The following is a 25,880-nucleotide window of genomic DNA, read 5'->3' as shown; positions in this document are numbered from 1 at the left end:
GGTACAATCAGCATTCAAGCCTGCGGCTAAAAATATTCAGGCAGCCATAGCGGCTGCCTGTTATCAACCAAACTACATTATGCTCCAAGCCATAGCAGTTTAAATGCCCATAAAACCGCAATTATCCATACCATGTAAGATACATCTTTAACCCTACCACAGAACAATTTAATCAGTGCATAACTGATAAAGCCCATGGCAATACCATCCGCAATAGAATAAGCGAAAGGCATAAAAATCAGAGTAAAAAATGCTGGCGCTGCTTCAGAAACATCTTTCCAGTCAATCTCAGTCATACTACGCATCATCAGCACGCCAACATACATCAATGCAGGTGCAGTCGCATAGGGAGGAACACTCGCAGCCAGTTTAGAAAACCATAAACTTGCCAGCATCAAAATACCTACTACAACCGCCGTTAAACCTGTGCGCCCGCCAGCAGCCGCACCCGCTGCTGATTCCACATAAGCCGTAGTAGAAGAAGTACCTAGTCCAGCTCCCACCACAATGGCCGTAGAATCAGCTAACAATGCTTTTTTCACCCGTGGCAACTTGCCGTCTACTAACAACCCTGCGCGACCAGCTACGCCAATCAGAACCCCTGTACTGTCAAATAGATCAACAAAGAAAAAAACAAAAATAACACTTACCAGACTCATGGTAAATAAATCATGAAAATCCAGCTGTAAGAAAGTAGGAGCTAATGAAGGTACTGGTGCAAACACACCCTGAAACTGATTGATACCCATCAACGAAGCCACAGCCGTAATGGTTAAAATACCAATAATAATCCCGCCACGTACCCGAAAATGCTCCAATGTGACGATAAAGCAGAACCCAACAATTGTCATCAATACCTGAGGTGAATGAATATCGCCCAAACTAACCAATGTCGCCGGATTAGAAACCACAACACCGGCACTTTTTAATGCTACTAGAGCAAGAAACAGCCCAATACCCCCACCAATGGAAAACTTAAGCGAATTCGGTAAAGAATTCACTATTGCCTCGCGTACCTTAAATAAGCTCAGGATAATAAAAATAATACCTGAAACAAAAACCGCGCCCAACGCCACTTGCCATGAAATACCCATACCTTTGACTACTGCATAGGTAAAATAGGCATTCAGTCCCATACCCGGTGCCAGAGCAATCGGATAATTTGCTATTAGTCCCATCATCATGCAAGCAAATGCCGAGGAAATACAGGTAGCCACAAAAACGGCACCGAAATCCATTCCTGCATCCTTCAGAATGGATGGGTTGACTACCAAAATATAACTCATTGCCAAAAAAGTAGTCAGGCCTGCTAGCACCTCAGTGCGCACACTACTGCCACTTTCTTTAATTTTAAAAAAACGATCCAAAAAAGAAATACCCACTGGGCTCATGCCAATTCCTTTTAATACCGAAAAAAGGCCACACAAAACCGGCTAACACAATTAAACAGATAGGTAACCGGACAAAAACACTACCATATTGCAGCTAATCGAATAACCAATACAGCCTTCTTGTTTGTATTTATATGCATATTGATCTGCATTTACAAACCTCATTAGCGCTTTGCTTTCCTCTGCTTTCCTAATGAATCATTCATTCGGCCAAAACAATTTTTCCGCGTAACGAGAATGTATGTGCCTCAGTAATTTCCAACTCAACCATTTGATTTATCAGACGTGGATGGCCGGTAAAATTTACCACCCTGTTATTAGCTGTTCGAGCCTGCAACTGATCTGGATCCTTTTTGGAGACACCTTCAACCAGACAGCGCTGTACACTTCCAAGCATTGATTGATTAATACGACCCGTTTCAGCCTCTATCACTTCATTTAAAGCCTCCAACCGACGTACCTTTTCAGTATGTGGCGTATCATCTGGCAAATTAGCCGCAGGCGTACCTGGCCGCGGACTATAAATAAAGACGAAACTTAAATCAAAAGCCAGATCCTGTACCAGCTTCAACGTCTGCTCAAATTCTCGTTCCGTTTCACCTGGAAATCCTACAATAAAATCTGAGCTCAAACATAAATCCGGACGTATAGCACGTAATTTACGAATAATATGTTTATATTCCAATGCAGTATAGCCACGTTTCATTGCTGCTAGCACACGATCAGAACCAGACTGTACTGGCAAATGCAGATGCGATACCAATTTTGGCAAGTCCCGATAGCACTCAATAATAGCGTCAGAAAATTCACGAGGATGGCTCGTTGTGAAACGCATGCGCTCAATACCAGGTATCTCATGGACAATACGCAGCAAAGTAGCAAAATCACATATTTCACCATTGCCCATATCGCCCCGATAAGCATTCACATTCTGCCCTAGCAGGTTAATTTCCTTAACACCTTGTTGAGCCAGTCCGGCAATTTCAGTTAACACATCCTCCAATGGACGAGAAAACTCTTCACCACGCGTGTAAGGGACAACACAGAAACTACAATATTTGGAACAGCCTTCCATAATGGAAACAAAAGCCGCTCCTCCCTCGACACGTGCCGGTGGCAAATGGTCAAATTTTTCTATTTCAGGAAAAGAAATATCTACCTGAGAAAGACCACTCGTCTCCTTATCCAAAATCATTTGCGGCAAACGGTGCAAAGTCTGCGGTCCAAAAACAACATCTACATAAGGCGCCCGCTGAATGATTGCCTCACCTTCCTGAGAGGCCACACAGCCGCCCACTCCGATGATTAAATTCGGATTTTTAGCCTTTAACGGCCGAATACGTCCCAAATCTGAAAATACTTTTTCCTGAGCTTTTTCCCGTACTGAGCAAGTATTAAACAGAATAATATCCGCATCTTCAGCTCTGTCAGTACGCTCTAAAGATTGTCCTTCCGCAAGTACAGACAGCATTTTTTCGCTATCATACTCATTCATTTGACAACCAAAGGTTCGTATAAATACTTTTTTCATAACACCTAACAATATTATTCAACCTGAGGATTATTCGGGCGGATCAACTCATTTTGTTCCTCATCCGTCAATACCCAGATTTCTTGAATCTGATTCATCCTGTCAAAGCGTACCGCTATCGGAGAGTTCTTGAATCTAGACAAATTATTATAAGTAATAAAACGGTTATTGGCATCATGCACTCTTACGGCACGACTCAATTGAAATGTTTTATTACCATTGATTAAGCCCAGACTCAGCGTACGTAACCAGGCCTTTTTCGCAGTTCCCAATACAACCTGTTGCCCCTCAGCATTTTTCAGCACTACAATCTGAACATCGCTAGGTAAAATACGGCCTGCCCATGCAAATGAAGCAGTCAACAAAATCAAACCACATAACGCCAATCGCAAGTACTTCATAGTTTCTCCTTGAATAACAATGGTTAATTTACGGGAAACAATTATACGCAGAAGACGATTTATCAGCAGCCATTCCAGCAAAGCAATCAAATGAGAACTGATAAATAAAATAATGAAATTATTAATCTGCGTTTAAACATTTAATTACATCATATCGTGCTTCAACTAAAGATAAATAAATGGATGGAATATCATCATATACAAAGATTTAGCTAAGAATTAAGAATTTAATTGCTCTACTAAATAATCAGTGTTAACAAATTCACCTAGCAAACAATTCAAGTCATACCATATATCTTATACTTATAATTATTGCTAGTTATACCCATTAATAATTGCGTGAATCCTCATTTTTACTTAGTGACAAAGCAACCAAATCTTCTTTTAATAAAACTTGTCGATACCTATTAAGCATTTAAAATAATTTCACAAGTAAAATTTCTACACAATCATAATTGTATTAACGGGCAAATAAACAAAATGAAACAAGCCAGCCTAACGGCTGGCTTGTATTTGAAGTCTGATTACTCAGCAACAGCTTCAGTTTCAGGTGCTTTCTCTACTAACTCAACCAGAGCCAATGGAGCATTATCACCTTTACGGAAACCATATTTCAAAATGCGCAGATAGCCACCATTTCGATTAGCGAAGCGCGGGCCCAATTCATTAAATAACTTTACAACAACTTCACGATCACGTGTACGATTAAAAGCTAAACGATGATTGGCCAGTGAAGGCTTTTTACCTAAAGTAATCAACGGTTCAGCAACACGGCGTAACTCTTTAGCTTTCGGCAAAGTAGTTACAATCGCTTCGTGAGTCAACAATGAATTAGCCATATTACGCAACATAGCAGCACGATGACTGCTGGTGCGGTTTAATTTGCGGTTACCATTACGATGACGCATGTCATTATCCTTTAATCATCAAACTTGTGGCTTTTCCAGACTGGCCGGCGGCCAGGCTTCCAGTTTTGAACCCAACGTCAAACCTTTGGAAGCCAAGACTTCCTTGATTTCATTCAGAGATTTTCTACCCAGATTCGGAGTTTTCAACAGTTCAGTCTCTGTACGTTGAATCAAATCGCCAATATAGTAAATATCTTCAGCTTTCAAACAGTTTGCTGAACGAACGGTCAACTCCAGATCGTCCACAGGACGAAGTAGAATAGGATCAATAGGTGGTTCTTTTTCTTCCACTACTGCTACCGGCGTACCCTGTAAATCAGCAAAGATTGACATCTGATCAATCAAAATACAGGCTGCACTGCGTACCGCTTCTTCCGGATCAATTGCACCATTGGTTTCAATATCCAAAACTAAGCGGTCTAAATCAGTACGTTGCTCCACACGAGCCGGTTCCACTTCAAAGCTGACACGACTGATAGGCGAAAAGCTTGCATCCAGTTGAATAGCGCCGATACGTTTGTGATCGTCTTTATTTCGACGACCAGACACAGCTTCATAACCACGTCCTTGCTCAACCTTGATTTCCATATTAATACTTCCACCTTCTGACAGATGGCAGATAACATGATCAGGATTAACAATTTCGACGTCATGTGGTAACTCGATATCAGCAGCAGTAACAACCCCTGCTCCAGATTTTTTCAGACTTAAAGTTACCTCTGTGCGGCCATGCACTTTAAATACTACGCCCTTCAGATTCAGAAGAATATCAACAACATCTTCCTGAACACTGTCAAGCGTAGAGTATTCATGCAATACGCCTTCAATCGTTACTTCTGTCGACGCATAACCATTCATTGATGACAGTAAGATACGACGCAAAGCATTACCCAACGTATGGCCGAAACCACGTTCAAACGGCTCCATAGACACTTTGGCTCGAGTAGCAGACAAGGTGTCAACGTCAATTTGACGCGGTTTCAAGAATTCGGATGTGTTTTGCATTTAACTGTCCTCACTTAACCAGCTTTATTTAGAGTAAAACTCTACCACCAGCTGTTCATTAATATCGCCACTCAATTCAGTGCGATCTGGCATGTTTTTGAAAACACCTTCCAGTTTGCCTTCTTCAACAGAAACCCAGCTTGGTAAGCCGATCTGACTGGCCAGACTGAAAGCTTCCTGAATACGCACCTGTTTTTTGGCTTTTTCGCGAACAGCAACTACATCACCAGCTTTTACTTGAAAAGAAGGGATATTGACAACTTGGCCGTTCACGGTAATGGCTTTGTGAGATACCAACTGACGGGCTTCAGCACGTGTAGAACCAAAACCCATGCGGTATACCACGTTGTCTAAACGAGATTCCAACAACTGAAGCAGCAATTCACCAGTCGAACCTTTACGACGGGCTGCTTCAGCAAAATAACGGCGGAACTGACGTTCCAAAACGCCGTAAATACGACGAATTTTTTGTTTTTCACGCAATTGCAATCCATAGCCAGACAGGCGAGGTTTTTTCGCACCGTGCTGACCTGGAGCAGAATCCAGCTTACATTTAGAATCCAGAGAGCGACGAGCACTCTTCAGAAAAAGATCAGTACCCTCACGACGGGCTAATTTACATTTCGGGCCGGTATAACGTGCCATACTCGAATACTCCTGTTAGATACGACGTTTTTTAGGTGGCCGACAACCATTGTGTGGCAATGGAGTAACGTCTGTAATACTGGTAATCTTGAAACCAAGAGCGTTGAGCGCACGTACAGAAGATTCGCGACCAGGACCCGGCCCCTTTATACGAACTTCCAGATTTTTTACGCCATACTCTTGGGCAACTTTGCCAGCTGCTTCAGCCGCAACCTGAGCGGCAAATGGTGTGCTTTTACGTGAACCTTTAAAACCAGCACCGCCAGAGGTAGCCCAAGATAATGCATTGCCCTGACGGTCAGTGATAGTAATGATGGTATTATTGAAAGATGCATGTACATGCACAATACCTTCACTTACGGATTTACGTACTTTCTTGCGCACACGAGCTGTGTTTGCTTTAGCCATTATTGTTCCTTATCAATTATTTCTTGCCTGCAATCGCTTTACGCGGACCTTTACGAGTACGCGCATTGGTACGGGTACGCTGACCACGGCAAGGCAAACCACGACGATGACGCAGACCACGATAGCAGCCCATATCCATCAATCGTTTGATGTTCATGGTTACTTCACGACGCAAATCACCTTCTACATGGTATTTGGCAATTTGTTCACGTAAAGCATCAAGTTGAGCCTCGTCCAAATCTTTAACTTTAGTGCTCGGCACAACGCCGGCAGCTTCGCAAACCAGTTTAGCGCGAGACGAACCAATACCATAAATAGCCTGAAGGCCAATTACGATATGGGCATTGTTAGGGATATTCACCCCTGCAATACGAGCCATATTTTTTCCTTAGGGCAAAAAGTCTGTCACTATAACATAAAGACTTAGGGTTATCCAATTAGCCTTGACGTTGTTTGTGACGAGGGTCGGTACAAATCACACGTACAACGCGGTTGCGACGGATGATTTTACAATTGCGGCAAATTTTCTTTACCGACGGCTGAACGCGCATATTATTTCCTTTCTACTCTTAGCGGGCGCGGAAAACGATGCGAGCACGAGTCAAATCGTACGGAGTCAATTCCACAGTCACCTTATCTCCAGGGGAAATACGTATGTAATGCATACGCATTTTTCCAGAAATATGACCTAAAACGACATGATCGTTTTCAAGTTTAACTTTAAAAGTTGCGTTGGGCAGGGTTTCAAGGATTTCACCCTGCATTTGTATGGTATCTTCTTTAGCCATAATACTTAACGACGTGATGATAATGATTTCATCGCAGAACGCTTCATTAGATGTTCATACTGACTACTCATCACATAAGAAGCAATTTGCGTTTTAAAATCCATGGTCACCACCACCAGAATAAGTAGTGAGGTGCCACCTAGGTAGAAAGGTACATTCATCGCAGAAGTTAATACTTCCGGAATCAGGCACACGATAGCTATATAAATTGCGCCCCAGAAGGTTAAACGCAATACAACTTTCTCCAGATAACGACTGGTTTGTTCACCAGGGCGAATACCCGGCACGAAAGCACCACTTTTCTTCAGATTTTCTGCCATTTCTCTTGGACTGAATACCAACGCCGTATAGAAATAACAAAAGAAGATAATAGTAGCTGCAAATAGCAAAATATAAACAGGCTGACCATGCTGCAAGAGTGTGGCCAGTTTCTGCAACCATCCATCTTGATTAGCTGAACCAAACCAGCTTAATAGAGTAGAGGGAAACAGAATAATACTAGACGCAAAAATTGGCGGTATCACGCCGGCCATATTCAATTTAAATGGCAAATGTGAATTCTGAGCCTGCATAATGCGATTACCTACTTGCCGCTTAGCATATTGCACCGGTACTTTACGTTGTGCACTTTCGATGTATACAACAGCATAAATCAAAGCTAATGCCCCAACAATCAGTGCAACAGCCATCAAATAACTGATTGAACCCTGACTAGTCAGTGTTAGTAAGCGACCAATACCGGCAGGCAGACTGGCTGCGATACCGGCAGTAATAATCAGCGAAATACCATTACCAATACCACGTTCTGTAATCTGCTCACCAAGCCACATAAGAAACATGGTTCCGGTAACCAGACACACCATGGTAGTCAAATAAAATTCAAACTGGCCAGATACCACTACATTTTGTTGATAAACAAATGCTGCAGCACCGAAACTTTGTAGAGTAGCCAACAATACAGTGCCATAACGCGTATATTTCGTCAAAGTCCGACGTCCAGCTTCACCTTCCTTTTTGAGTGCTTTCAGGGAAGGGATAATTTCAGAAGCCAGCTGTACAATAATTGAAGCTGAAATATATGGCATAACACCAATTGCAAAGATACTGAACCGTTGCAGTGAACCGCCGGAAAACATATTGAGCATGCTCAATATGCCTCCGCCGGCACTTTCATACAGTTTGGTCAAAGCAGCACCATCCACACCGGGCACTGGAATATGCGATCCGATGCGGAATACAACCAACGCACCAAGCAAAAATAACAGACGATTTTTTAAATCACCAAACTTTGAAAGTCCTGTTGCGGATTGCGGATTAGCCACTTGTTTCCTTGCCTTATTCTGCTACTTTACCACCGGCAGCTTCAATGGCCTGTTGCGCACCTTTGGTGGCTTTAATACCATTTAAAGTTACCGCCTTATCAATGTTGCCAGATGCAATGATTTTGACATTCAAAGCAGTTGCAGGTACCAATCCGGCCTGTTTCAATACCAGAACATCAATTTCGTTTACTGCAACTTTCGCCAGTTCATCCAGACGCACTTCAGCATTTAGATGAGCTGTCATAGATTTAAAGCCACGTTTCGGCAAGCGACGCTGCAAAGGCATTTGTCCGCCTTCGAAACCAACTTTATGATAACCACCTTTACGGCTTTTCTGACCTTTATGCCCACGGCCACAGGTTTTGCCTAAACCACTGCCGATGCCACGACCCACGCGGCGAGCCGCATGTTTAGCACCTTCAGCAGGCTGAATGGTATTCAAAAGCATGTTACTTCTCCACTTTCAAAAGGTAGCTGATTTTGTTGATCATGCCACGATTTTCGGGGGTATCAAGCACTTCAACAGTATGCTCACGATGACGCAAACCTAAGCCACGTGCGCAGGCACGGTGAGCGGCAATAGTGCCAATCAAGCTTTTAACCAGTGTAATGCGTACGGTTTTCTGCTCACTCATGATCTGCTCCTAAAATTTCTTCTACGGTCAGGCCACGTTTGGCAGCAATTTCAGCTGGCGTGTACAGTTTAGACAAACCATCCAATGTTGCACGAACAATATTGTAAGGATTAGTTGAACCATGCACTTTAGCAGAGATATTATGAATACCCATTGCATCAAAAACCAAACGCATCGGACCACCTGCTTTCACACCATTACCTTCTTTGGCAGGCTGCATGAATACGCGAGTAGCGCCATGACGACCGATTACTTCATGATGAATTGTACGGCCATTTAATGGCACTTTAATCATGTTACGACGTGCATGATCCATGGCTTTCTGTACAGCAACAGGAACCTCTTTAGATTTACCTTTGCCCATACCGATGCGACCATCGCCATCACCTACTACGGTTAAAGCTGAAAAAGCCATAATGCGGCCACCTTTAACCACTTTGGTCACACGGTTTACGGCAACCATCTTTTCGATCAGGCCGTCACCGCGTTCTTCAGTTTCGTGTTTTGCCATATTTCTGGTCTCCAGTTTATTAGAAGCTTAAGCCGTTTTCACGGGCTGCCTCAGCCAAGGCTTTAACGCGACCATGGTATTGAAAACCTGAACGGTCAAATGCCACTGCTTCAATGCCGGCTGCTTTAGCTTTTTCAGCAATGCGTTTGCCAACCACTATCGCAGCGTCTACATTGCTGCCGTATTTGATGCTGGCACGCACATCAGCCTCAAGAGTAGAAGCCTGAGCCAATACTCGATCACCTTCAGCGCTAATAACCTGGGCATAAATGTGATTATTGGTACGAAAAACGCACAATCTCACTTTGTTCAGGGCTGCAATTTTGGCACGGGTTTTACGTGCACGACGCAGTCTTGCTACATTTTTATCCATCAGTGAGCCTCAATTATTTTTTCTTGGTTTCTTTAATAACGACACGCTCATCAGCATATCGTACACCTTTACCTTTATAAGGTTCAGGCGGACGGAATCCACGAATTTCAGCAGCAACTTGCCCTACTACCTGTTTGTCAGCACCAGCAATAATAATTTCGGTAGCTGAAGGTGTAGTAGCTGTAATGCCTTCTGGCAATTCGTAATTAATCGGATGAGAGTAGCCCAAAGAAAGATTTAATACCTTTCCTTGAGCTTGAGCGCGATAGCCTACACCAATCAATTGCAGTTTTTTCTCAAAACCATTGCTTACACCAACAACCATGTTGTGCAGTAACGCACGCACGGTACCAGATAAAGCATTCGCTTTTGTACTGCTGTCGTTGGCAGTAATAACTAATTGTCCATCATTTAATGCTACATTTACTTCAGCATGCTGATGCAGGGACAGTTCGCCGTTTTTACCTTTAACAATGATAGCTTCTGGAGAGAACTTAACGTCAACGCCAGCCGGAACGACTACCGGATGTTTAGCAATTCGAGACATGTTTTCCCCTTAGGCAACCACGCATAACAACTCACCGCCGATACCATTGGCACGGGCTTTGCGGTCAGTCATTACACCTTTAGAAGTGCTCACAATCACAACGCCCAAACCATTCATTACTGAAGGAATGTCGTTGGAACCTTTATACACACGCAGACCAGGACGTGAAACGCGTTGAATGCGTTCAATCACAGGCTGACCAGCGTAGTATTTTAATTGTATTTCCAATGTCGCCTTGGTTTCGGTAGATACGGCAAAGTCTTCTACGTAACCTTCTTCTTTCAAAACTTTGGCAATAGCCACTTTCAGTTTGGAAGACGGCATGCTTACAGATGCTTTGTTAGCACGCTGAGCATTACGAATACGGGTCAACATATCGGAAATAGGATCATGCATACTCATATTTTATACTCCTATTACCAGCTGGCTTTGATTACGCCCGGAATTTCACCACGCATGGCGATTTCACGGATTTTAGTACGGGCCAAGCCGAATTTACGGAAATTACCACGCGGACGACCTGTCAAAGCGCAGCGACGACGTTGACGAATCGGAGCAGCATTACGCGGAATAGCCTGCAGTTTCAATCGAGCCTGAAAATGCTCTTCATCAGTCGCATTGGCATCATTGATGATAGCGAAAATGGCTTCGCGTTTGGCAGCATATTTTTTTGCCAAAGCTTCGCGCTTCAGCTCACGATTAATAAGTGCTTTCTTAGCCATAATTAACCCTTAAACGGAAATTTGAACAGAGACAACAGTGCTTTGGCTTCTGCATCAGTTTTGGCAGTCGTGGTGATGGTAATATTCAGACCACGCAAAGCATCAATTTTGTCGTATTCAATTTCCGGGAAAATAATTTGTTCACGCACGCCCATGTTGTAGTTACCACGACCGTCAAATGATTTACCGTTTACGCCACGGAAGTCACGCACACGTGGCAAAGCTATGGCAATCAGTCGATCCAGAAACTCATACATACGGTCACGGCGCAAAGTTACTTTACAGCCGATCGGATAGTTGTCACGGATTTTGAAACCTGCAATTGACTTGCGTGCTACAGTTACTACCGGTTTCTGACCAGCAATTTTTTCTAAGTCACCAACAGCGTGTTCCATTACTTTTTTATCAGCAACCGCTTCGCCTACACCCATATTCAAGGTGATTTTTTCAATACGCGGTACTTCCATGATAGATTTGTAACCGAACTGTTTGGTCAACTCAGGAACAACAGTGGTGTTATAAAAGTCTTTTAAACGAGCCATTGATTACTCCTTAAGCTCCCACGACTGCACCGGTAGATTTGTATACACGGGTACGTACTACTTTACCGTCTACAGTTTCTACTTTGATGCCTACGCGGTCAGCTTTTTGGGTTTCCGGATTGAAAATCGCTACATTGGAAATAGCCAATGGCGCATCTTTGGTGATCACACCACCTTCAATCCCACGCATGGGGTTAGGTTTCTGGTGACGTTTCACGCGGTTAATACCGTCAACAATCACTTTCTCACCCAGAACACGCACTACTTTACCCTGTTTGCCCTTATCTTTACCGGCAATGATGATCACCTGATCACCAGTTTTAATCTTTTTCATTGCAACCTCACTTACAGTACTTCAGGAGCCAATGAAACGATTTTCATGAATCGCTCAGTACGTAGCTCACGGGTTACCGGGCCAAAAATACGGGTACCAATTGGTTCCAATTTAGTATTCAACAGCACGGCTGCATTGTTATCAAACTTAATCAGTGCACCGTCGTTACGACGTACACCTTTTGCTGTGCGAACAACTACAGCATTATATACATCGCCCTTTTTTACGCGACCACGAGGAGCTGCGTCTTTAACGGCCACTTTGATGATGTCGCCTACAGATGCGTAGCGACGCTTAGATCCACCTAATACTTTGATGCACATTACACGGCGTGCACCAGAGTTGTCAGCCACATCTAAGATGGTCTGCATTTGAATCATGTTATTACCTTTTAAAATCCAACTTAATTTACCGCTTTCAATCAGCCTACTACTCTTTATGGCTGTTTGAAACCTTTAACGGTTCTAGTAAACCAGTCTTGGGTCCCGAAGGGAGAGTTCCGGCGAGCGCCGGAAACTTTCAGGAAACTGAAAGTTAAGGAACGAAGTTTACAGACAATATTGGATTGTCGCAATACTTCGTTCCCTAATTGCAGCACTTTGTTGTGTTAATTACACATTGCGTGCTTTTTCAATCAGCTCAGTTACAACCCAGCTTTTGGTTTTTGACATTGGGCGACCTTCGGAAATGACAACAACGTCACCAATACCGTATTGGTTTTGCTCATCGTGGGCATGGATTTTAGTCGAACGACGAATCACCTTACCATACAACGGGTGTTTTACTTTGCGTTCAACCAGTACGGTTACGGTTTTATCCATTTTGTCGCTCACGACTTTGCCCTGCAAAGTACGTACGTTTTTAGCTTCAGTCATTATTCACCATCCTTCTGATGCAAAATGGTTTTTACACGAGCAATATTACGACGCACTTTTTTCAGCTCACTGTTTTTACCCAGCTGGCCGGTGGCATGCTGCATACGCAATCCGAATTGCGCTTTCAGCAGGCCAACCAGTTCTTCGTTTAACTGCTCAACAGATTTGTCTTTCAATTCACTGGTTTTCATTATTGACCTACCTGGCGTTTAACAAATACGGTCTGAATCGGCAATTTGGCAGCAGCCAGCTCGAAAGCCTGACGAGCCAAAGTTTCATCTACACCGTCCATTTCGTAGAGCATTTTGCCCGGCTGAATTTCGGCGATGTAATATTCAACATTACCTTTACCGCCACCCATACGAACCTGAATCGGTTTCTCGGTAATGGGTTTATCCGGGAATACACGAATCCAGATGCGACCGCCACGTTTGATATGACGAGTCATTGCTCGACGTGCTGCTTCAATTTGGCGTGCAGTCAGACGACCACGACCCACAGCTTTCAGACCAAAATCACCGAAGCTAACTTTATTGCCACGAGTAGCAATACCGGTATTGCGGCCTTTCTGCTGTTTGCGGTATTTCATTCTAGTTGGCTGCAGCATTTCGACCACCTGCCTTTCTGCTGTGTTTCTTTTCCTGTTCCGGCTTGGCCTGAATTTCACCTGGTGTCAGTTCACCTTTGTAAACCCAAACTTTTATACCGATGATGCCGTATGTGGTTTTGGCTTCGCTGGTTGCGTAGTCCACATTAGCACGCAGGGTATGCAGAGGCACACGACCTTCGCGATACCATTCGGTACGAGCAATTTCAATACCGTTTAATCGGCCGGAAGACATGATTTTGATACCTTTGGCACCAACACGCATGGCATTTTGCATAGCGCGTTTCATGGCACGGCGAAACATTACACGTTTTTCCAACTGGGCTGCAATATTATCAGCAATAATTTGCGCATCAATTTCCGGTTTACGGATTTCTTCGATGTTGACATGTACCGGCACACCCATGATTTTCTGCAAATCACGTTTTAATACTTCGATGTCTTCACCTTTTTTACCAATTACAATTCCCGGACGGGCACTATAAATGGTAATACGTGCAGATTTAGCCGGACGCTCAATAACTACGCGACCAACAGAAGCATTAGCCAGTCGTTTGCGCAGAAAATTACGTACGTCAATATCTTCTTTCAGCACTTTGGAAAAGTCGCCGCTTTTGGCAAACCATTTGGAAGACCAATCTTTATTCACTGCCAGGCGAAAGCCTGTAGGGTTAATTTTTTGTCCCATCGCTTTTCCTTAGTTGCCCACAATCACGTTGATGTGACAAGTTTGTTTTTCGATGCGATTACCACGACCTTTGGCACGTGCTTGAAAACGTTTCAGGCTCGGACCTTTGTCGACATAAATGGTAACCACTTTCAATTCGTCAATATCAGCACCTTCGTTATGCTCGGCATTGGCCACAGCAGACTCCAGTACTTTTTTGATCAGCTCAGCACCTTTTTTGGGGCTGAATGTCAAAATATTCAACGCTTGGGCAATATCTTTGCCACGCACCAAGTCAGCAACAAGACGGGCTTTTTGCGCAGAAATGCGGGCATTTTTGTGTTGTGCACTAACTCTCATGTTTTATCCCTTATTTTTTAGCCTTCTTATCAGCCAGATGGCCTTTGAAGGTACGGGTCAATGAGAACTCACCCAATTTATGGCCTACCATGTTGTCGCTAATAAACACTGGCACGTGGGTACGGCCGTTGTGTACAGCGATGGTCAAACCGATAAAATCAGGCAGAATAGTGGAACGACGTGACCAGGTTTTAATCGGGCGCTTGTCGTTATTAGCACGAGCCGCATCGACTTTTTTCAGTAAATGCAGGTCGACATATGGGCCTTTTTTCAATGAACGAGCCATATCAGTTAACCTTTATTTGAGTAACGGCGGCGAACAATCATGTTGTTCGTGCGTTTATTACGACGAGTACGATAGCCTTTGGTCGGTGTACCCCATGGGCTAACCGGTTCGCGGGCTTCACCTGTACGACCTTCACCACCACCATGCGGGTGATCTACTGGGTTCATTACTACACCGCGAACGGTCGGACGAACACCGCGCCAGCGTTTGGCACCAGCTTTACCCAGTTTTTGCAGGCTTTGCTCTTCGTTGCCTACTTCACCAATAGTGGCACGGCAGTCAACGTGAATTTTTCGCACTTCACCAGAACGTAGACGCAACTGAGCATATACACCTTCTTTTGCAAGAAGTACGGCAGATGCGCCAGCGGAGCGAGCAATCTGTGCGCCTTTACCCGGTTTCATTTCGATACAGTGCAATGTAGTACCAACCGGAATATTGCGAATAGGCAGGTTGTTACCTGCTTTGATTGCAGCTTCGGAACCGGAAACCAGCACAGCACCAACCTGTACATTGCGTGGAGCAATGATATAGCGGCGCTCACCATCGGCGAAGCACAACAAGGCAATATGGGCGGTACGGTTTGGGTCATACTCAATGCGTTCAACTTTAGCAGCGATACCGTCTTTGTCGTTACGTTTGAAGTCTACAACACGGTAGTGATGCTTGTGACCACCACCTTTGTGGCGAGTGGTAATGCGACCACCGTGGTTACGGCCAGCAGTTGAAGATTGTTTTTCCAATAATGGTGCATATGGAGCACCTTTGTGCAAGCCTTCTGTTACCACGCGTACCATGCCGCGACGGCCAGCAGAAGTCGGCTTCATTTTAACAATAGCCATAGTGCTTATTCCTTATCTGCAGAAGCGGCAGCAGATTCAATGTCCAGCTCCTGACCAGCCGCAAGACTGACATAAGCTTTTTTCACATCACTGCGCTTACCGATGGTACGGCCAAAACGTTTATTTTTGCCTTTAATGATGGTGGTGGCTACTGAGTCCACTTTCACATTAAATAATAGTTCCACGGCTGCCTTGATTTCAGGCTTGGTGGCATTTGGCAATACTTTAAACGTCATCTGGTTGCGTTTTTCAGCCAGCATGTTGCTTTTTTCAGAAACAACAGGAGCCAAGAGCACTTGCATTAAACGTTGTTGATTCATACCCATTGCTCCTCAAGTTGTGCAACTGCTGCTTTGGTAAGCACTACTTTCTTAAAGCGTAACAGATTGTACGGATCAGTTTGCTGTGCTTCCAAAACCAGTACATTTGGCAGGTTACGGCTGGACAGATAAACGTTTTCATCCAACTGTTTGGTGATGAACAGTACTTGTTCCATACCCAGATTTTTCACCTGTTCGGCAAAGGCTTTGGTTTTAGGTGTAGCAGCAGATAATTCGTCAATTACAAACAGGCGTTCATCACGTACCAGCTGAGACAGAATAGCTGCCATACCCGCACGGTACATCTTGCGATTTACTTTCTGGGTAAAGTTTTCATCTGGTTTATTTGGGAACGCACGACCACCACTGCGCCACAGCGGAGAAGAAGTCATACCAGAACGGGCACGGCCAGTTCCTTTCTGACGCCATGGTTTTTTAGTGGAATGTTTTACTTCAGCACGAGTCAGCTGTGAACGGTTACCAGAGCGAGCATTAGCCAAAAAGGCCGTTACAAGCTGGTGAACCAGATCTTCATTGTATTCACGTGCAAACAATGCGTCAGAAGCAGCAACCGCACCTGCAACCTGACCTTGAGCATCAATTAATTTCAGTTCCATTACGCACCTACCTTCACGCTCGGACGCACGACAACGTTGCTGTTAACCGCACCGGGCACCGCACCTTTCACCAGCAGCAGCTGACGTTCGGTATCTACGCGTACGATTTCGAGATTCTGAATGGTGGATTTAACGTTACCGTACTGACCAGCCATACGTTTACCCGGGAATACGCGACCCGGATCCTGCGCCATACCAGTTGAACCAGGTACGCGATGAGAACGGGAGTTACCGTGAGAAGCACGCTGAGAACCAAAATTGTGACGTTTGATGGTGCCAGAAAAGCCTTTACCTTTGCTGGTACCAGTGACATCAATCAACTGACCTGCTGCAAACATGCCGACATTGATTTCAGCACCTGCAGACAATTCAGCCAGTTTTTCAGCAGAAACAGCAAATTCAACCAAACCGCGTCCGGCTTCAACACCAGCTTTGGCAAAGTGACCTGCCTGTGCCTTGCTTACGCGATTGGCTTTTTTCTGACCAAAAGTCACCTGTACGGCAGTGTAGCCGTCGGTAGCTTCGGATTTGAGTTGAGTGACGCGGTTAGCAGACATATCCAGTACGGTTACTGGAACGGATGCGCCGTTCTCATCGAACACGCGCGTCATGCCTACTTTGCGCCCAACCAGACCTAAAGTCATAGTTATTTCCTTTTATAAAGGGACCAATTACGATTGATTGGCCTCGCACAAATAAAGAATCTTGCCGACGTAAAATCGGCAAGATTGTGATAATATCATGTTTATTCTGCTTGAATCAATTTTTTATGTAACTAAAGCACGGATTTTTAGGTAAAAACAACGATTACGCCTTACTGATAAAGTCTAGATTGGGTTTAGACGTTTTATCGTCATAAAATATCAATCGTTTAGCTGCATTTTTTGTTTGTTAGTAGATGTCATTTGCTTAATTCATCTGTGATATTTTGCAGAAAACGCAACCTCTCTGGTTTTAGCTTACCTTCAGCTAATGCTTGCTTGAGAGCGCAGCCCGGCTCCTGACGGTGGGTGCAGTTATGAAATCGGCATTGACCGATATAAGAACGCATATCAGGAAAGTAATGCAGCAAATCGCCTGTATGTAAATAATGCAGCCCAAATGCCTGCAACCCGGGAGAATCGATTAACTGACTCTCAGTATCGAGATCATATAACTGCGCATGAGTTGTGGTATGACGTCCGGAATCCAGCGCAGATGAAATCGTACCCACCCGAGCCTGCTCTTTACCCAGAAGGGCATTGGTTAAAGTAGATTTACCCATGCCGGACTGTCCTAGCAGGATAGCACATTCACACTGTAAATGTTTACGCAATAGAGTTATATCATTCAGAGCGCTGATGTTGATTACCTTATAGCCGAGGCTCTGATAATAAGATAGTTTTACCAACCATTCAGCATTCTGAGGTAAGTCAGCCTTATTTAAGATAATCAGTGGCGTTATGTCCGCCGCTTCTGCAGCCAGCAATGCTCGCTGCAACAGCAATTCACTTGGTGTAGGTACCGCCGCCAGCACTATTAGCATCAGAGTAACATTGGCTGCTATAAGCTTAGTGCGTGTTGCATCCTGGCGGTATAGCAGGCTGCGACGGGGTAAATAATCTTCAATCACGGCTTGTTGTTGGTTGATATGTCCGATATGCACAATATCACCGCAAGCAAAATCTATTCTTTTTTTTCGGGTAGTAGCCTCGTACGTTTTTCCGGCAGCAGTACGCACCTGAAAACGCCGACCGAAACTGGTAATAATTTGCGCTGTTAATAACTTATCCGTCTGCTGCACCATTCCTAATGTCCTAATGCGCCTTTATTGCTGTCTGAAGTGCCGCAATACGTTCTCGTGCACCAGGATGAGAATCATAAAAGCGTGAATACCAGATATCTGAGACGAGACTGGCAGCATTGCTACGGTACAGTTTGGTTAGCGCCTGAATTAAATCCTCAGCATGGGCATATTTAGCTGCAAACCGGTCGGCTTCAAATTCATTTTTACGAGACAAAACACTGGCCAGTGGTGAAAATGGGAAAGTAAACAATGGTAGCACCAGCATAAACAATAATAAGGCCATGGCATGACTGGGCTCATGCACACCCAGCCCCAGATAAAAACCCGCCTGGGGCAATAGCCAACCTAAAACCGCAAATACAATTAAGGCAAGTATAAAAGTAACAATCATTTGCTTGAATACATGCTTGTGAGCAAAATGTCCTAATTCGTGCGCCAGCACAGCTTCAACTTCATTTACTTGCATATCTTTTAGAAGGGTATCAAAAAATACAATGCGCTTGTGCTTCCCAAGACCTGTAAAGTATGCATTGCCATGTCCGCTACGTTTGGATCCATCCATGACAAAAATTCCATCACTGTGAAAGCCTGTACGTTGTAGCAGATTTTCGATACGTGCACGCATGACATCATCTTGTAATGGTTCAAATTTATTGAATAATGGAGCAATCCATTTAGGAAATGCCCACATCAATAATAAAGAAAAACTTACCCAAACCAGCCAAACCACAAGCCACCATGCGCCCCCAAACCAGTTTGCTGCAATCAGAATCTGCATGATTAATAGTATGATGTACAGCAAAGGTAACCCAACAATAATAGCTAGCAAACATCCTTTGAATTGATCAGCAATAAATGTAGCTAGTGTCATTTTGTTAAAACCGAATTTAGCCTCAAGGCAAAAGCTGCGATACCATGCCAATGGCCAGCCCAATACCATATTCACCAGTGCAAACAAACCAATTAACAAAATTCCTTGTACTATATCGTGGTGTGTCCACTTTTGACTTAGACGTGCCAACAAATCTAACCCGCCGCCAAGTGTAAACACCAGTAGCAACAATGCCTGAAACAGTATTTCGTAACGAGCCAGACGTTGTTTGGCTAAAGTATAATCTGCTGCTTTCTGATGCTCATCCAGTGATACGTTGGCTAAGAATGCAGCAGGCACGCGGCTTCGATGCGCTAATACAGCTTTACTCTGACGTATAGACAGATACAACTGACCACAGGTTGTAGATACGAAAAATAAAAGAAATAGTAGATAGACTGTTTGGGCAGAAAGATAAAACGCCATAAAAACACACTATAGCTTAAAAATAATGATTGTAGCGGAGTTTGTACGTTATGGGTGGATAAAAGCGGCAATCCGAAAAATCCCTTTTTTTTAATAAAAATTTACCACGCTTTTAAGCCTGTTTAACAAATTTTCATGCTTGTATTTATTAGTTTCTAAATCGGAATAAATATTAAAATTATCTTTTAATTTACCGTAAAAAATAAGCTATCAGCCATTAAAGAAAGCAGCTAAAATGATGTTTTGTTATCAATCAAGATTAAGATATGCAAAACGATAAAAATCTTGTCTGGCTGGATATGGAAATGACTGGCTTAAATCCGGATACTGACCGGATTATTGAAGTCGCCATGATCATTACTGATAGTGATCTTAATATTTTAGCTCAGTCTGAAGTACTCGTTATTCATCAGCCAGATAGTATTATTAATCATATGGACAAATGGAATACGTCTACCCACACACGTACAGGTTTGATAGATAAAGTAAGGGCTTCTACCTTGACTGAAGCAGAAGCGGAAGAAAAATTGTTAGCCTTTATCAGTGAGTGGGTACCCGAAAAAGCTTCACCAATGTGCGGTAATTCGATTCATCAGGACCGTCGCTTTATGGTGCGATATATGCCGAAACTGGAAGCTTACTTTCACTATCGCAATTTGGATGTATCTACATTAAAAGAATTGGCTAAACGTTGGAACCCGCCTGTTGCAAAGGGTATAAGCAAAAAAGGCGCTCATCAGGCTTTGGATGATATTAAGGAAAGTATCGAAGAAATGGCTTATTATCGCAAACATTTCTTAACAGTATCTGCCTGATTTTGTATACTCCGCCTTTATTCTTTGCTGAAAAATTTTCCGGTTATGATGAATCCATCTTGTCCAATTAATCAGACAGCCATCTGGGCACAGCTACATCAACATCAGCGCAGTACCCGCTTTTTGCATATGCGTGATCTATTTCGGCAACAGCCGGATCGTTTTGAACAAATGCATGAGCAATTAAATGGCCTATTACTGGATTACAGCAAAAACCGCATTACTGAAGATACTCTGACATTATTAATAGAGCTGGCCAATATTGCCGATGTACGAGGCTGGACAGATAAAATGCGGCGCGGCGAAAAAATCAATGTCAGTGAAAATCGCGCAGTGTTGCACACAGCGCTCCGGCTTCCCCCTCAGGCTGAAGTCTATGTCGATGATCACAATATCGTTCCCGATATTCATCATGAACTTGAACGTGCCTATAGCTTTGCCGAAGCGGTTCGTTGTGGAGAATACACAGGAGCTCAGGGAAACCGTATTACGGATATTATCAATATCGGTATTGGTGGTTCTCATTTAGGGCCGGAAATGGTTACATTGGCATTACGACCGTTTCAGCAATCTGGATTGAATATTCATTATGTAGCCAATGTTGATGGCGCCAATCTGATGCAGGTATTAGAAAAAGTAAACCCTGCTACAACAATTTTTATTATTGCCAGCAAATCCTTTACTACACCAGAAACCTTACTGAACGCACAGACTGCACGAAGCTGGTTTATACAGCATGGCTTGCGTGAAACTGATATCGGTCGCCATTTCATTGCTATTACCAGTGCAATTGATAAAGCACAGGCTTTTGGCATACAACCTGAGCACATATACGCTATGTTTGAGTGGGTGGGTGGTCGCTACTCTGTCTGGTCAACAATTGGTCTGTCGGTTATCTTTGCCATTGGTAAAGATAACTTTCAAAATTTCCTCGCCGGCGGTCGGGCAATGGATGAACATTTCTTTCATGCGCCATTAAGACACAATATTCCCGTTTTACTTGGTTTGATTGGCCTGTGGTATCACACATTTTATACCACCACCAGCCATGCAATTATCCCGTATGACCACGGATTGCGCCGTCTCGCAGCACATTTACAACAACTGGATATGGAAAGTAATGGCAAACAGGTAAGCCGTTATGGAGAGCGACTGGATTTTGATACGGGGCCAATCATCTGGGGTGAAGAGGGCGTAAACTGCCAGCATGCTTTTTTTCAGCTCCTTCATCAAGGGCCACGTCTGATATCCTCTGACTTTATCATTCCGATTAATAGTTTCTACCGTGTCAGTACGCAACACAAGGTACTTGTAGCCAATGCGTTTGCTCAAACTGAGGCCTTAATGCATGGCAAAACACTGGCTGAAGCCTATGCAGAACTCATGACTTTAGACAATAAACGTCGTGATATCATGGCACCACAGAAAGTATTTCCTGGTAATCAACCATCTAATACCTTGCTGCTAGATGAAATCAATCCTTTTAATCTGGGGATGTTGCTAGCAATGTATGAACATAAAGTCTTCGTTCAGGGCGTGGTATGGGGGATAAACTCTTTCGACCAATGGGGCGTAGAGTACGGCAAAGTTCTGGCGAAACACATAGAACCCGAATTGAGCAACACAGATACGCTTAGCCATGATGCATCTACCAATGGCCTCATAGACTACTTTAGAAAACATCACCATGAGACAAACCCTGCATGATATCACCACGAAACTAGAAGAACTCGGACACACTGTAACCTGTGCAGAATCTTGTACAGGTGGCCTACTGGCAGCTGAGTTAACTCATCTTCCAGGAAGTTCCGGCTGGTTTAATATGGGCTATGTAACTTACAGCAATCAAGCAAAGCAACACTTGCTCAATGTTAATGAAGTTACTTTACGACATTATGGTGCTGTAAGTGAAGAATGTGTACGTGAAATGGCTCTAGGAGCACTGATTGACGCCAAAGCTGATTATGCCCTTTCTATTTCCGGTATTGCCGGACCAACTGGCGGCAGTGCTGAAAAACCTGTTGGCACGGTCTGGTTCGGATTAGCTACCAAACAACGCATTTGGGCCAAACAACACCTTTTCAAGGGAGATCGTGACGTCATCCGATCACAGGCAGTGGAATATGCACTACGTTTTTTGCGTCACTATTTATACCGCTAAGAAAATAAATCTGTCTAAAAAATAAGAAGCTGGCCATATACAATACCGGCCAGCTTGTTTTATTTTTCTGCACAAACAAATTAATTATTCAATACGTTCACCATGAATGCTGACATCCATGCCTTCACGCTCAGCATCATGATCTATACGCAAACCACGGCATACCAGTGCTGCTATTTTAAGAATCAGATATGTCATTATTACACTGTAAACAACAGTAATTGCAACGTCTTTAACTTGTGCCAGCAGTTGACTGCCAACAGTGGACTCACCTCCGAAAATAGCATTACTGAATAGCAGACCAGTTAAGATCGAACCCACTATTCCGCCAAAACCATGAATACCGAAAGCATCAAGCGAATCATCATAGCCAAATCTGCGTTTTAAAAATACAGCAGCAAAATATGCTGCTACCGCCGTTAGAATGCCAATTAGCAGTGCAGCCTGAGGATCAACAAAGCCAGCAGCCGGTGTAATCCCAACCAGTCCAGATACGGCTCCGGAAGCCATCCCTAAAGCAGAGGGTTTATGTCCGGCCAATTTTTCACAAAGCATCCATGTCAATGCAGCTGAAGCCGCCGCAACCTGAGTGACCGCCATAGCCATGCCCGCTGAAGCATCCGCCGCACCTGCGGAACCAGCATTAAAACCAAACCAGCCTACCCATAACATCGCAGCACCAGTTAATGTTAACACCATATTATGAGGAGCCATAACATCCTTGCCATAACCGAGACGTTTACCAATTACCAATGCCGCTACCAGACCAGCAATACCGGCATTAATATGAACGACAGTACCTCCCGCAAAATCAAGAACTGGCGTATGTGCGTCAGCCATAAAGCCACCACCCCATACCCAGTGACAAACCGGAGCGTAAACTAAAGTTACCCACAATCCAGAAAAAACCAATAATGCAGAGAATTTAAGACGTTCAGCAAAAGCACCGGTAACAATCGCAGTAGAAATAATCGCAAACGTCATTTGGAAAAACATAAATACCGACTCGGGAACAGTACCACTACCATTTACGATGGTAGTCATTTCTCTGGTTTTATCCAATCCCATGCCAACCAGCATAAATCTGTCTAGGCCGCCAATGAAAGCGTTTCCTGGAGTAAAAGCCAGTGAGTATCCTAATATCATCCACAAAACACTGACCAATGCTGCCACAACAAAACTGTGCATCATGGTACCTAACACATTTTTTTTGCGCACCATACCGCCATAAAACAATGCAAGTCCTGGTACGGTCATCAGCAAAACAAGTACGGCTGATGTCATCACCCATGCAGTATTACCAGCATTTATTTCCGATAGTGGCCGCCACCAGCCGGACAAATCGCCTGCTAGCAACGGCAATGGCATCAGCAAGACAGCAGCTAACAAACATTTATTTATTTGATTCATTTTATTTCCTTATTAAATAATACGTCTGTATTTACACCGCCGCAGCACCTGATTCTCCGGTACGGATACGCACGACCTCATCGACAGGCGAAACAAAAACTTTACCGTCACCCACCTTACCTGTTCTGGCACAAGTGACAATCACTTCAATAGCACGCTCAACCAGGTCTTCCGTCAGAACAATTTCCATTTTGATTTTGGGTAAAAAATCCACTTCATATTCTGCTCCACGATAAATTTCAGTATGTCCTTTTTGACGGCCAAAACCTTTTACTTCACTTACCGTCATTCCTTGTACACCTATCTCAGCCAATGCTTCACGAACATCATCCAATTTGAATGGTTTAATCATTGCAGTGATTTTTTTCATATAACAACCCCATCATCGAATTTCACTATTTATCATCAATCAGGCAGAACCATAATTTATTTGAACCAGTATATTTAACTCAGTAGCGTAGTTTACAGTTATCTACAGTGACTAATCACACCATACATCTTTCTTTTAAATTTGCAAAGATGTATCAAAATTACTGAGGTATCAAATGCCGTGTTCTGTTGATTTGATCTCTATCTTTTGATGAAGCAATCCCCATATAAGGCATGAAACTAAACAATTACAATCAAAAATATAATTATTTAAGCACAACCTTCAAAAATATTAATTCAAAACAACAAATGATTGGCGGCTCCCTTTTTTTTGGAAAATTTCTTTACCTCAATCAGTCTTTTTTCCTAAAGCCAAACCTCAATGTTATAAAACTACATATACCCATTGAAATTTATCACTATTCTTAGAACAGCCCCACTCAAGTGACATGCATCAGACAGATACAATCAGGTATAATTGCACCCTAATAGCAAAATAAATACATATACGTCATTGAAACATTTGTTTCTGTTAAGAGGCCAGCATGCTAATTTGCAATCCATACGAAATCGTTATTCAAGGCATGACAAATAATGGTAAACGCTTTCGCCCAAGTGACTGGGCTGAACGTTTATGCGGGGTATTGTCTTCTTTCGATCAAGGGCACAGGCTGTCTTATCACCAATGGGTTCGTCCTATTCTGGTTGATAATATCCGCTGCGTAGCAGTCGATCGCAAGTTAGAACAGATTAGCGCCACAGCCTTTAATTTTATGATGGATTTTGCGCGCGATAACGATCTGCGCATTCTGGATTGCAAAGCTTTATTAGAAGAACAGGAACACAGACAAATCAGCCTGACAGATGCTGTTGCGCAGGAAAATATCGAAGCGAAACAAACCAAACAAATCAATTCTTCAACCTCTGCCGAAACAAATTCTCAGATTCCAGTCAGTCAATTACGAGAACTGAAACCAGCCGAAATAAGCTCTGCCTTTGCTGCATTACATATGTTACATCCTGATATTCGGGATATCACTCAGTTTCAGGAATTGGTAACCATTCAGCAAGCAGAAGGTTATAGATTGCTGGGAATATTTGAAGAAGGTAAACAAAATGCAGTAACTGTTTGCGGATTTCGTATCGTCACCAACTTCACAGCCGGACGACATTTACATATAGATGATTTGGCCAGCCATCACATACCGGTTCAGGATCATCAGGTCAGCCAAATATTAGATGCATTGAAAGCCATCGGACTTAAAGAACAATGTAAGTGTATTCATGCAGATTCAAGTGTTTCATCTGATAACACTAATATGCATCACTTATACCTGAAACATGGTTTTATATTAACATGCCATAAATTCAGTTTTACGATTGAATGATAATAATTAGTAAAATA

At 43.4% G+C, this 25,880-nt stretch carries 39 protein-coding genes; 4 read left to right on the top strand and 35 right to left on the bottom strand.

Annotation, left to right across the window (positions count from 1 at the left end):
• Window positions 1–77: 77 nt before the first annotated feature.
• From BHC43_RS04875 to BHC43_RS04715, 33 genes are all read right to left on the bottom strand, one after another.
• On the bottom strand, window positions 78–1,391 hold the full coding sequence (locus tag BHC43_RS04875) for an NCS2 family permease (RefSeq protein WP_100141135.1): 1,314 nt from the start codon (window positions 1,389–1,391) through the stop codon (window positions 78–80).
• A 202-nt stretch (window positions 1,392–1,593) separates the two neighbouring features.
• Window positions 1,594–2,922, bottom strand: a complete 1,329-nt coding sequence (gene miaB, locus BHC43_RS04870) for a tRNA (N6-isopentenyl adenosine(37)-C2)-methylthiotransferase MiaB (protein ID WP_100156665.1) — start codon at window positions 2,920–2,922, stop codon at window positions 1,594–1,596.
• Window positions 2,923–2,936: 14 nt separating this feature from the next.
• Window positions 2,937–3,323, bottom strand: a complete 387-nt coding sequence (locus tag BHC43_RS04865) for a hypothetical protein (RefSeq protein WP_144078736.1) — start codon at window positions 3,321–3,323, stop codon at window positions 2,937–2,939.
• Between the two features lie 524 nt (window positions 3,324–3,847).
• On the bottom strand, window positions 3,848–4,231 hold the full coding sequence (rplQ, locus tag BHC43_RS04860) for a 50S ribosomal protein L17 (RefSeq protein ID WP_100141132.1): 384 nt from the start codon (window positions 4,229–4,231) through the stop codon (window positions 3,848–3,850).
• 18 nt (window positions 4,232–4,249) lie between these two features.
• The gene (locus tag BHC43_RS04855; RefSeq protein WP_100141131.1) at window positions 4,250–5,236 is read right to left on the bottom strand and encodes a DNA-directed RNA polymerase subunit alpha; all 987 of its coding nucleotides are present in this window, start codon (window positions 5,234–5,236) and stop codon (window positions 4,250–4,252) included.
• A gap of 24 nt (window positions 5,237–5,260) precedes the next feature.
• Window positions 5,261–5,881, bottom strand: coding sequence for a 30S ribosomal protein S4 (gene rpsD / locus BHC43_RS04850; protein WP_025331687.1), 621 nt, complete (start codon window positions 5,879–5,881; stop codon window positions 5,261–5,263).
• Window positions 5,882–5,896: 15 nt separating this feature from the next.
• Complete coding sequence (gene rpsK / locus BHC43_RS04845) at window positions 5,897–6,289, bottom strand: 30S ribosomal protein S11 (protein ID WP_025331688.1); 393 nt, start codon at window positions 6,287–6,289, stop codon at window positions 5,897–5,899.
• 16 nt (window positions 6,290–6,305) lie between these two features.
• Window positions 6,306–6,668 (bottom strand): 30S ribosomal protein S13, encoded by a 363-nt coding sequence (rpsM, locus tag BHC43_RS04840; RefSeq protein WP_037406984.1) that lies wholly within the window; start codon window positions 6,666–6,668, stop codon window positions 6,306–6,308.
• 58 nt (window positions 6,669–6,726) lie between these two features.
• The gene (gene rpmJ / locus BHC43_RS04835) at window positions 6,727–6,840 is read right to left on the bottom strand and encodes a 50S ribosomal protein L36 (RefSeq protein ID WP_003697674.1); all 114 of its coding nucleotides are present in this window, start codon (window positions 6,838–6,840) and stop codon (window positions 6,727–6,729) included.
• 18 nt (window positions 6,841–6,858) lie between these two features.
• Window positions 6,859–7,077 (bottom strand): translation initiation factor IF-1, encoded by a 219-nt coding sequence (infA, locus tag BHC43_RS04830; protein WP_003684714.1) that lies wholly within the window; start codon window positions 7,075–7,077, stop codon window positions 6,859–6,861.
• Window positions 7,078–7,082: 5 nt separating this feature from the next.
• Entirely contained in the window at window positions 7,083–8,399 is a 1,317-nt protein-coding gene (gene secY, locus BHC43_RS04825; protein ID WP_100151547.1) for a preprotein translocase subunit SecY, read from the bottom strand.
• A gap of 13 nt (window positions 8,400–8,412) precedes the next feature.
• A complete protein-coding gene (gene rplO, locus BHC43_RS04820) occupies window positions 8,413–8,847 on the bottom strand; it encodes a 50S ribosomal protein L15 (protein ID WP_100141129.1) in 435 nt (144 codons plus the stop codon).
• 1 nt (window position 8,848) lies between these two features.
• Window positions 8,849–9,034, bottom strand: coding sequence for a 50S ribosomal protein L30 (gene rpmD, locus BHC43_RS04815; protein ID WP_100100557.1), 186 nt, complete (start codon window positions 9,032–9,034; stop codon window positions 8,849–8,851).
• Window positions 9,027–9,545: a 30S ribosomal protein S5 gene (gene rpsE / locus BHC43_RS04810; RefSeq protein ID WP_100100558.1), complete on the bottom strand. Its 519-nt coding sequence runs from the start codon at window positions 9,543–9,545 to the stop codon at window positions 9,027–9,029. The genes rpmD and rpsE overlap by 8 nt, the downstream gene beginning before the upstream one ends.
• Before the next feature lie 19 nt (window positions 9,546–9,564).
• The gene (gene rplR, locus BHC43_RS04805; protein WP_100156663.1) at window positions 9,565–9,918 is read right to left on the bottom strand and encodes a 50S ribosomal protein L18; all 354 of its coding nucleotides are present in this window, start codon (window positions 9,916–9,918) and stop codon (window positions 9,565–9,567) included.
• A 13-nt stretch (window positions 9,919–9,931) separates the two neighbouring features.
• Window positions 9,932–10,465: a 50S ribosomal protein L6 gene (gene rplF / locus BHC43_RS04800; protein ID WP_100151546.1), complete on the bottom strand. Its 534-nt coding sequence runs from the start codon at window positions 10,463–10,465 to the stop codon at window positions 9,932–9,934.
• A 9-nt stretch (window positions 10,466–10,474) separates the two neighbouring features.
• Window positions 10,475–10,867 carry a 30S ribosomal protein S8 gene (rpsH, locus tag BHC43_RS04795; protein ID WP_100141126.1) on the bottom strand — a complete coding sequence of 131 codons (393 nt, stop codon included), beginning with the start codon at window positions 10,865–10,867 and terminating at the stop codon, window positions 10,475–10,477.
• A gap of 14 nt (window positions 10,868–10,881) precedes the next feature.
• Entirely contained in the window at window positions 10,882–11,187 is a 306-nt protein-coding gene (rpsN, locus tag BHC43_RS04790) for a 30S ribosomal protein S14 (protein WP_025331697.1), read from the bottom strand.
• A 2-nt stretch (window positions 11,188–11,189) separates the two neighbouring features.
• Window positions 11,190–11,729, bottom strand: coding sequence for a 50S ribosomal protein L5 (rplE, locus tag BHC43_RS04785; RefSeq protein WP_025331698.1), 540 nt, complete (start codon window positions 11,727–11,729; stop codon window positions 11,190–11,192).
• A gap of 10 nt (window positions 11,730–11,739) precedes the next feature.
• Window positions 11,740–12,063, bottom strand: coding sequence for a 50S ribosomal protein L24 (gene rplX, locus BHC43_RS04780; protein ID WP_100156662.1), 324 nt, complete (start codon window positions 12,061–12,063; stop codon window positions 11,740–11,742).
• 11 nt (window positions 12,064–12,074) lie between these two features.
• On the bottom strand, window positions 12,075–12,443 hold the full coding sequence (rplN, locus tag BHC43_RS04775; RefSeq protein WP_025331700.1) for a 50S ribosomal protein L14: 369 nt from the start codon (window positions 12,441–12,443) through the stop codon (window positions 12,075–12,077).
• Between the two features lie 231 nt (window positions 12,444–12,674).
• Entirely contained in the window at window positions 12,675–12,938 is a 264-nt protein-coding gene (rpsQ, locus tag BHC43_RS04770; protein WP_100141124.1) for a 30S ribosomal protein S17, read from the bottom strand.
• Window positions 12,938–13,129 carry a 50S ribosomal protein L29 gene (gene rpmC / locus BHC43_RS04765; protein ID WP_025331702.1) on the bottom strand — a complete coding sequence of 64 codons (192 nt, stop codon included), beginning with the start codon at window positions 13,127–13,129 and terminating at the stop codon, window positions 12,938–12,940. Before rpmC ends, rpsQ begins: the two co-directional genes overlap by 1 nt.
• On the bottom strand, window positions 13,129–13,545 hold the full coding sequence (gene rplP, locus BHC43_RS04760; RefSeq protein ID WP_037394618.1) for a 50S ribosomal protein L16: 417 nt from the start codon (window positions 13,543–13,545) through the stop codon (window positions 13,129–13,131). The genes rpmC and rplP overlap by 1 nt, the downstream gene beginning before the upstream one ends.
• The gene (gene rpsC / locus BHC43_RS04755) at window positions 13,529–14,233 is read right to left on the bottom strand and encodes a 30S ribosomal protein S3 (protein ID WP_100141123.1); all 705 of its coding nucleotides are present in this window, start codon (window positions 14,231–14,233) and stop codon (window positions 13,529–13,531) included. Before rpsC ends, rplP begins: the two co-directional genes overlap by 17 nt.
• 9 nt (window positions 14,234–14,242) lie before the next feature.
• A complete protein-coding gene (gene rplV, locus BHC43_RS04750) occupies window positions 14,243–14,572 on the bottom strand; it encodes a 50S ribosomal protein L22 (protein ID WP_037406961.1) in 330 nt (109 codons plus the stop codon).
• A 10-nt stretch (window positions 14,573–14,582) separates the two neighbouring features.
• The gene (rpsS, locus tag BHC43_RS04745; protein WP_025331704.1) at window positions 14,583–14,858 is read right to left on the bottom strand and encodes a 30S ribosomal protein S19; all 276 of its coding nucleotides are present in this window, start codon (window positions 14,856–14,858) and stop codon (window positions 14,583–14,585) included.
• A 5-nt stretch (window positions 14,859–14,863) separates the two neighbouring features.
• On the bottom strand, window positions 14,864–15,700 hold the full coding sequence (rplB, locus tag BHC43_RS04740; RefSeq protein WP_100141122.1) for a 50S ribosomal protein L2: 837 nt from the start codon (window positions 15,698–15,700) through the stop codon (window positions 14,864–14,866).
• Window positions 15,701–15,705: 5 nt separating this feature from the next.
• Window positions 15,706–16,020 (bottom strand): 50S ribosomal protein L23, encoded by a 315-nt coding sequence (rplW, locus tag BHC43_RS04735; RefSeq protein WP_180295814.1) that lies wholly within the window; start codon window positions 16,018–16,020, stop codon window positions 15,706–15,708.
• Window positions 16,017–16,637, bottom strand: coding sequence for a 50S ribosomal protein L4 (gene rplD, locus BHC43_RS04730; protein WP_025331819.1), 621 nt, complete (start codon window positions 16,635–16,637; stop codon window positions 16,017–16,019). The genes rplW and rplD overlap by 4 nt, the downstream gene beginning before the upstream one ends.
• Entirely contained in the window at window positions 16,637–17,281 is a 645-nt protein-coding gene (gene rplC, locus BHC43_RS04725; RefSeq protein WP_100141120.1) for a 50S ribosomal protein L3, read from the bottom strand. The genes rplD and rplC overlap by 1 nt, the downstream gene beginning before the upstream one ends.
• Window positions 17,282–17,538: 257 nt before the next feature.
• Window positions 17,539–18,423 carry a ribosome small subunit-dependent GTPase A gene (gene rsgA / locus BHC43_RS04720; protein WP_100156661.1) on the bottom strand — a complete coding sequence of 295 codons (885 nt, stop codon included), beginning with the start codon at window positions 18,421–18,423 and terminating at the stop codon, window positions 17,539–17,541.
• A gap of 10 nt (window positions 18,424–18,433) precedes the next feature.
• Window positions 18,434–19,720, bottom strand: a complete 1,287-nt coding sequence (locus BHC43_RS04715; RefSeq protein WP_100151544.1) for a M48 family metallopeptidase — start codon at window positions 19,718–19,720, stop codon at window positions 18,434–18,436.
• 266 nt (window positions 19,721–19,986) lie between these two features.
• On the opposite strand from BHC43_RS04715, the gene orn reads away from it, so the two are divergent.
• From orn to BHC43_RS04700, 3 genes are read left to right on the top strand one after another with little or no spacing between them, the layout of a single operon-like run.
• On the top strand, window positions 19,987–20,535 hold the full coding sequence (gene orn / locus BHC43_RS04710; RefSeq protein ID WP_100141117.1) for an oligoribonuclease: 549 nt from the start codon (window positions 19,987–19,989) through the stop codon (window positions 20,533–20,535).
• 48 nt (window positions 20,536–20,583) lie between these two features.
• Window positions 20,584–22,242: a glucose-6-phosphate isomerase gene (gene pgi / locus BHC43_RS04705; RefSeq protein WP_100151604.1), complete on the top strand. Its 1,659-nt coding sequence runs from the start codon at window positions 20,584–20,586 to the stop codon at window positions 22,240–22,242.
• Window positions 22,223–22,696, top strand: a complete 474-nt coding sequence (locus tag BHC43_RS04700) for a CinA family protein (protein WP_100141116.1) — start codon at window positions 22,223–22,225, stop codon at window positions 22,694–22,696. The genes pgi and BHC43_RS04700 overlap by 20 nt, the downstream gene beginning before the upstream one ends.
• Window positions 22,697–22,780: 84 nt before the next feature.
• On the opposite strand, the gene BHC43_RS04695 is transcribed toward BHC43_RS04700, so the two are convergent.
• On the bottom strand, window positions 22,781–24,097 hold the full coding sequence (locus BHC43_RS04695) for an ammonium transporter (protein WP_100156719.1): 1,317 nt from the start codon (window positions 24,095–24,097) through the stop codon (window positions 22,781–22,783).
• Between the two features lie 40 nt (window positions 24,098–24,137).
• Window positions 24,138–24,476, bottom strand: coding sequence for a P-II family nitrogen regulator (locus BHC43_RS04690; RefSeq protein WP_100156660.1), 339 nt, complete (start codon window positions 24,474–24,476; stop codon window positions 24,138–24,140).
• A 544-nt stretch (window positions 24,477–25,020) separates the two neighbouring features.
• On the opposite strand from BHC43_RS04690, the gene BHC43_RS04685 reads away from it, so the two are divergent.
• Window positions 25,021–25,863 carry a GNAT family N-acetyltransferase gene (locus BHC43_RS04685; RefSeq protein ID WP_100156659.1) on the top strand — a complete coding sequence of 281 codons (843 nt, stop codon included), beginning with the start codon at window positions 25,021–25,023 and terminating at the stop codon, window positions 25,861–25,863.
• Window positions 25,864–25,880: the final 17 nt, after the last annotated feature.

It is taken from the genome of Snodgrassella alvi, assembly GCF_002777855.1.
GTDB lineage: Bacteria > Pseudomonadota > Gammaproteobacteria > Burkholderiales > Neisseriaceae > Snodgrassella > Snodgrassella alvi_E.
The sequence above is the reverse complement of the archived record's forward strand: the minus strand, read 5'-3'. Positions and strand labels throughout refer to the sequence as shown.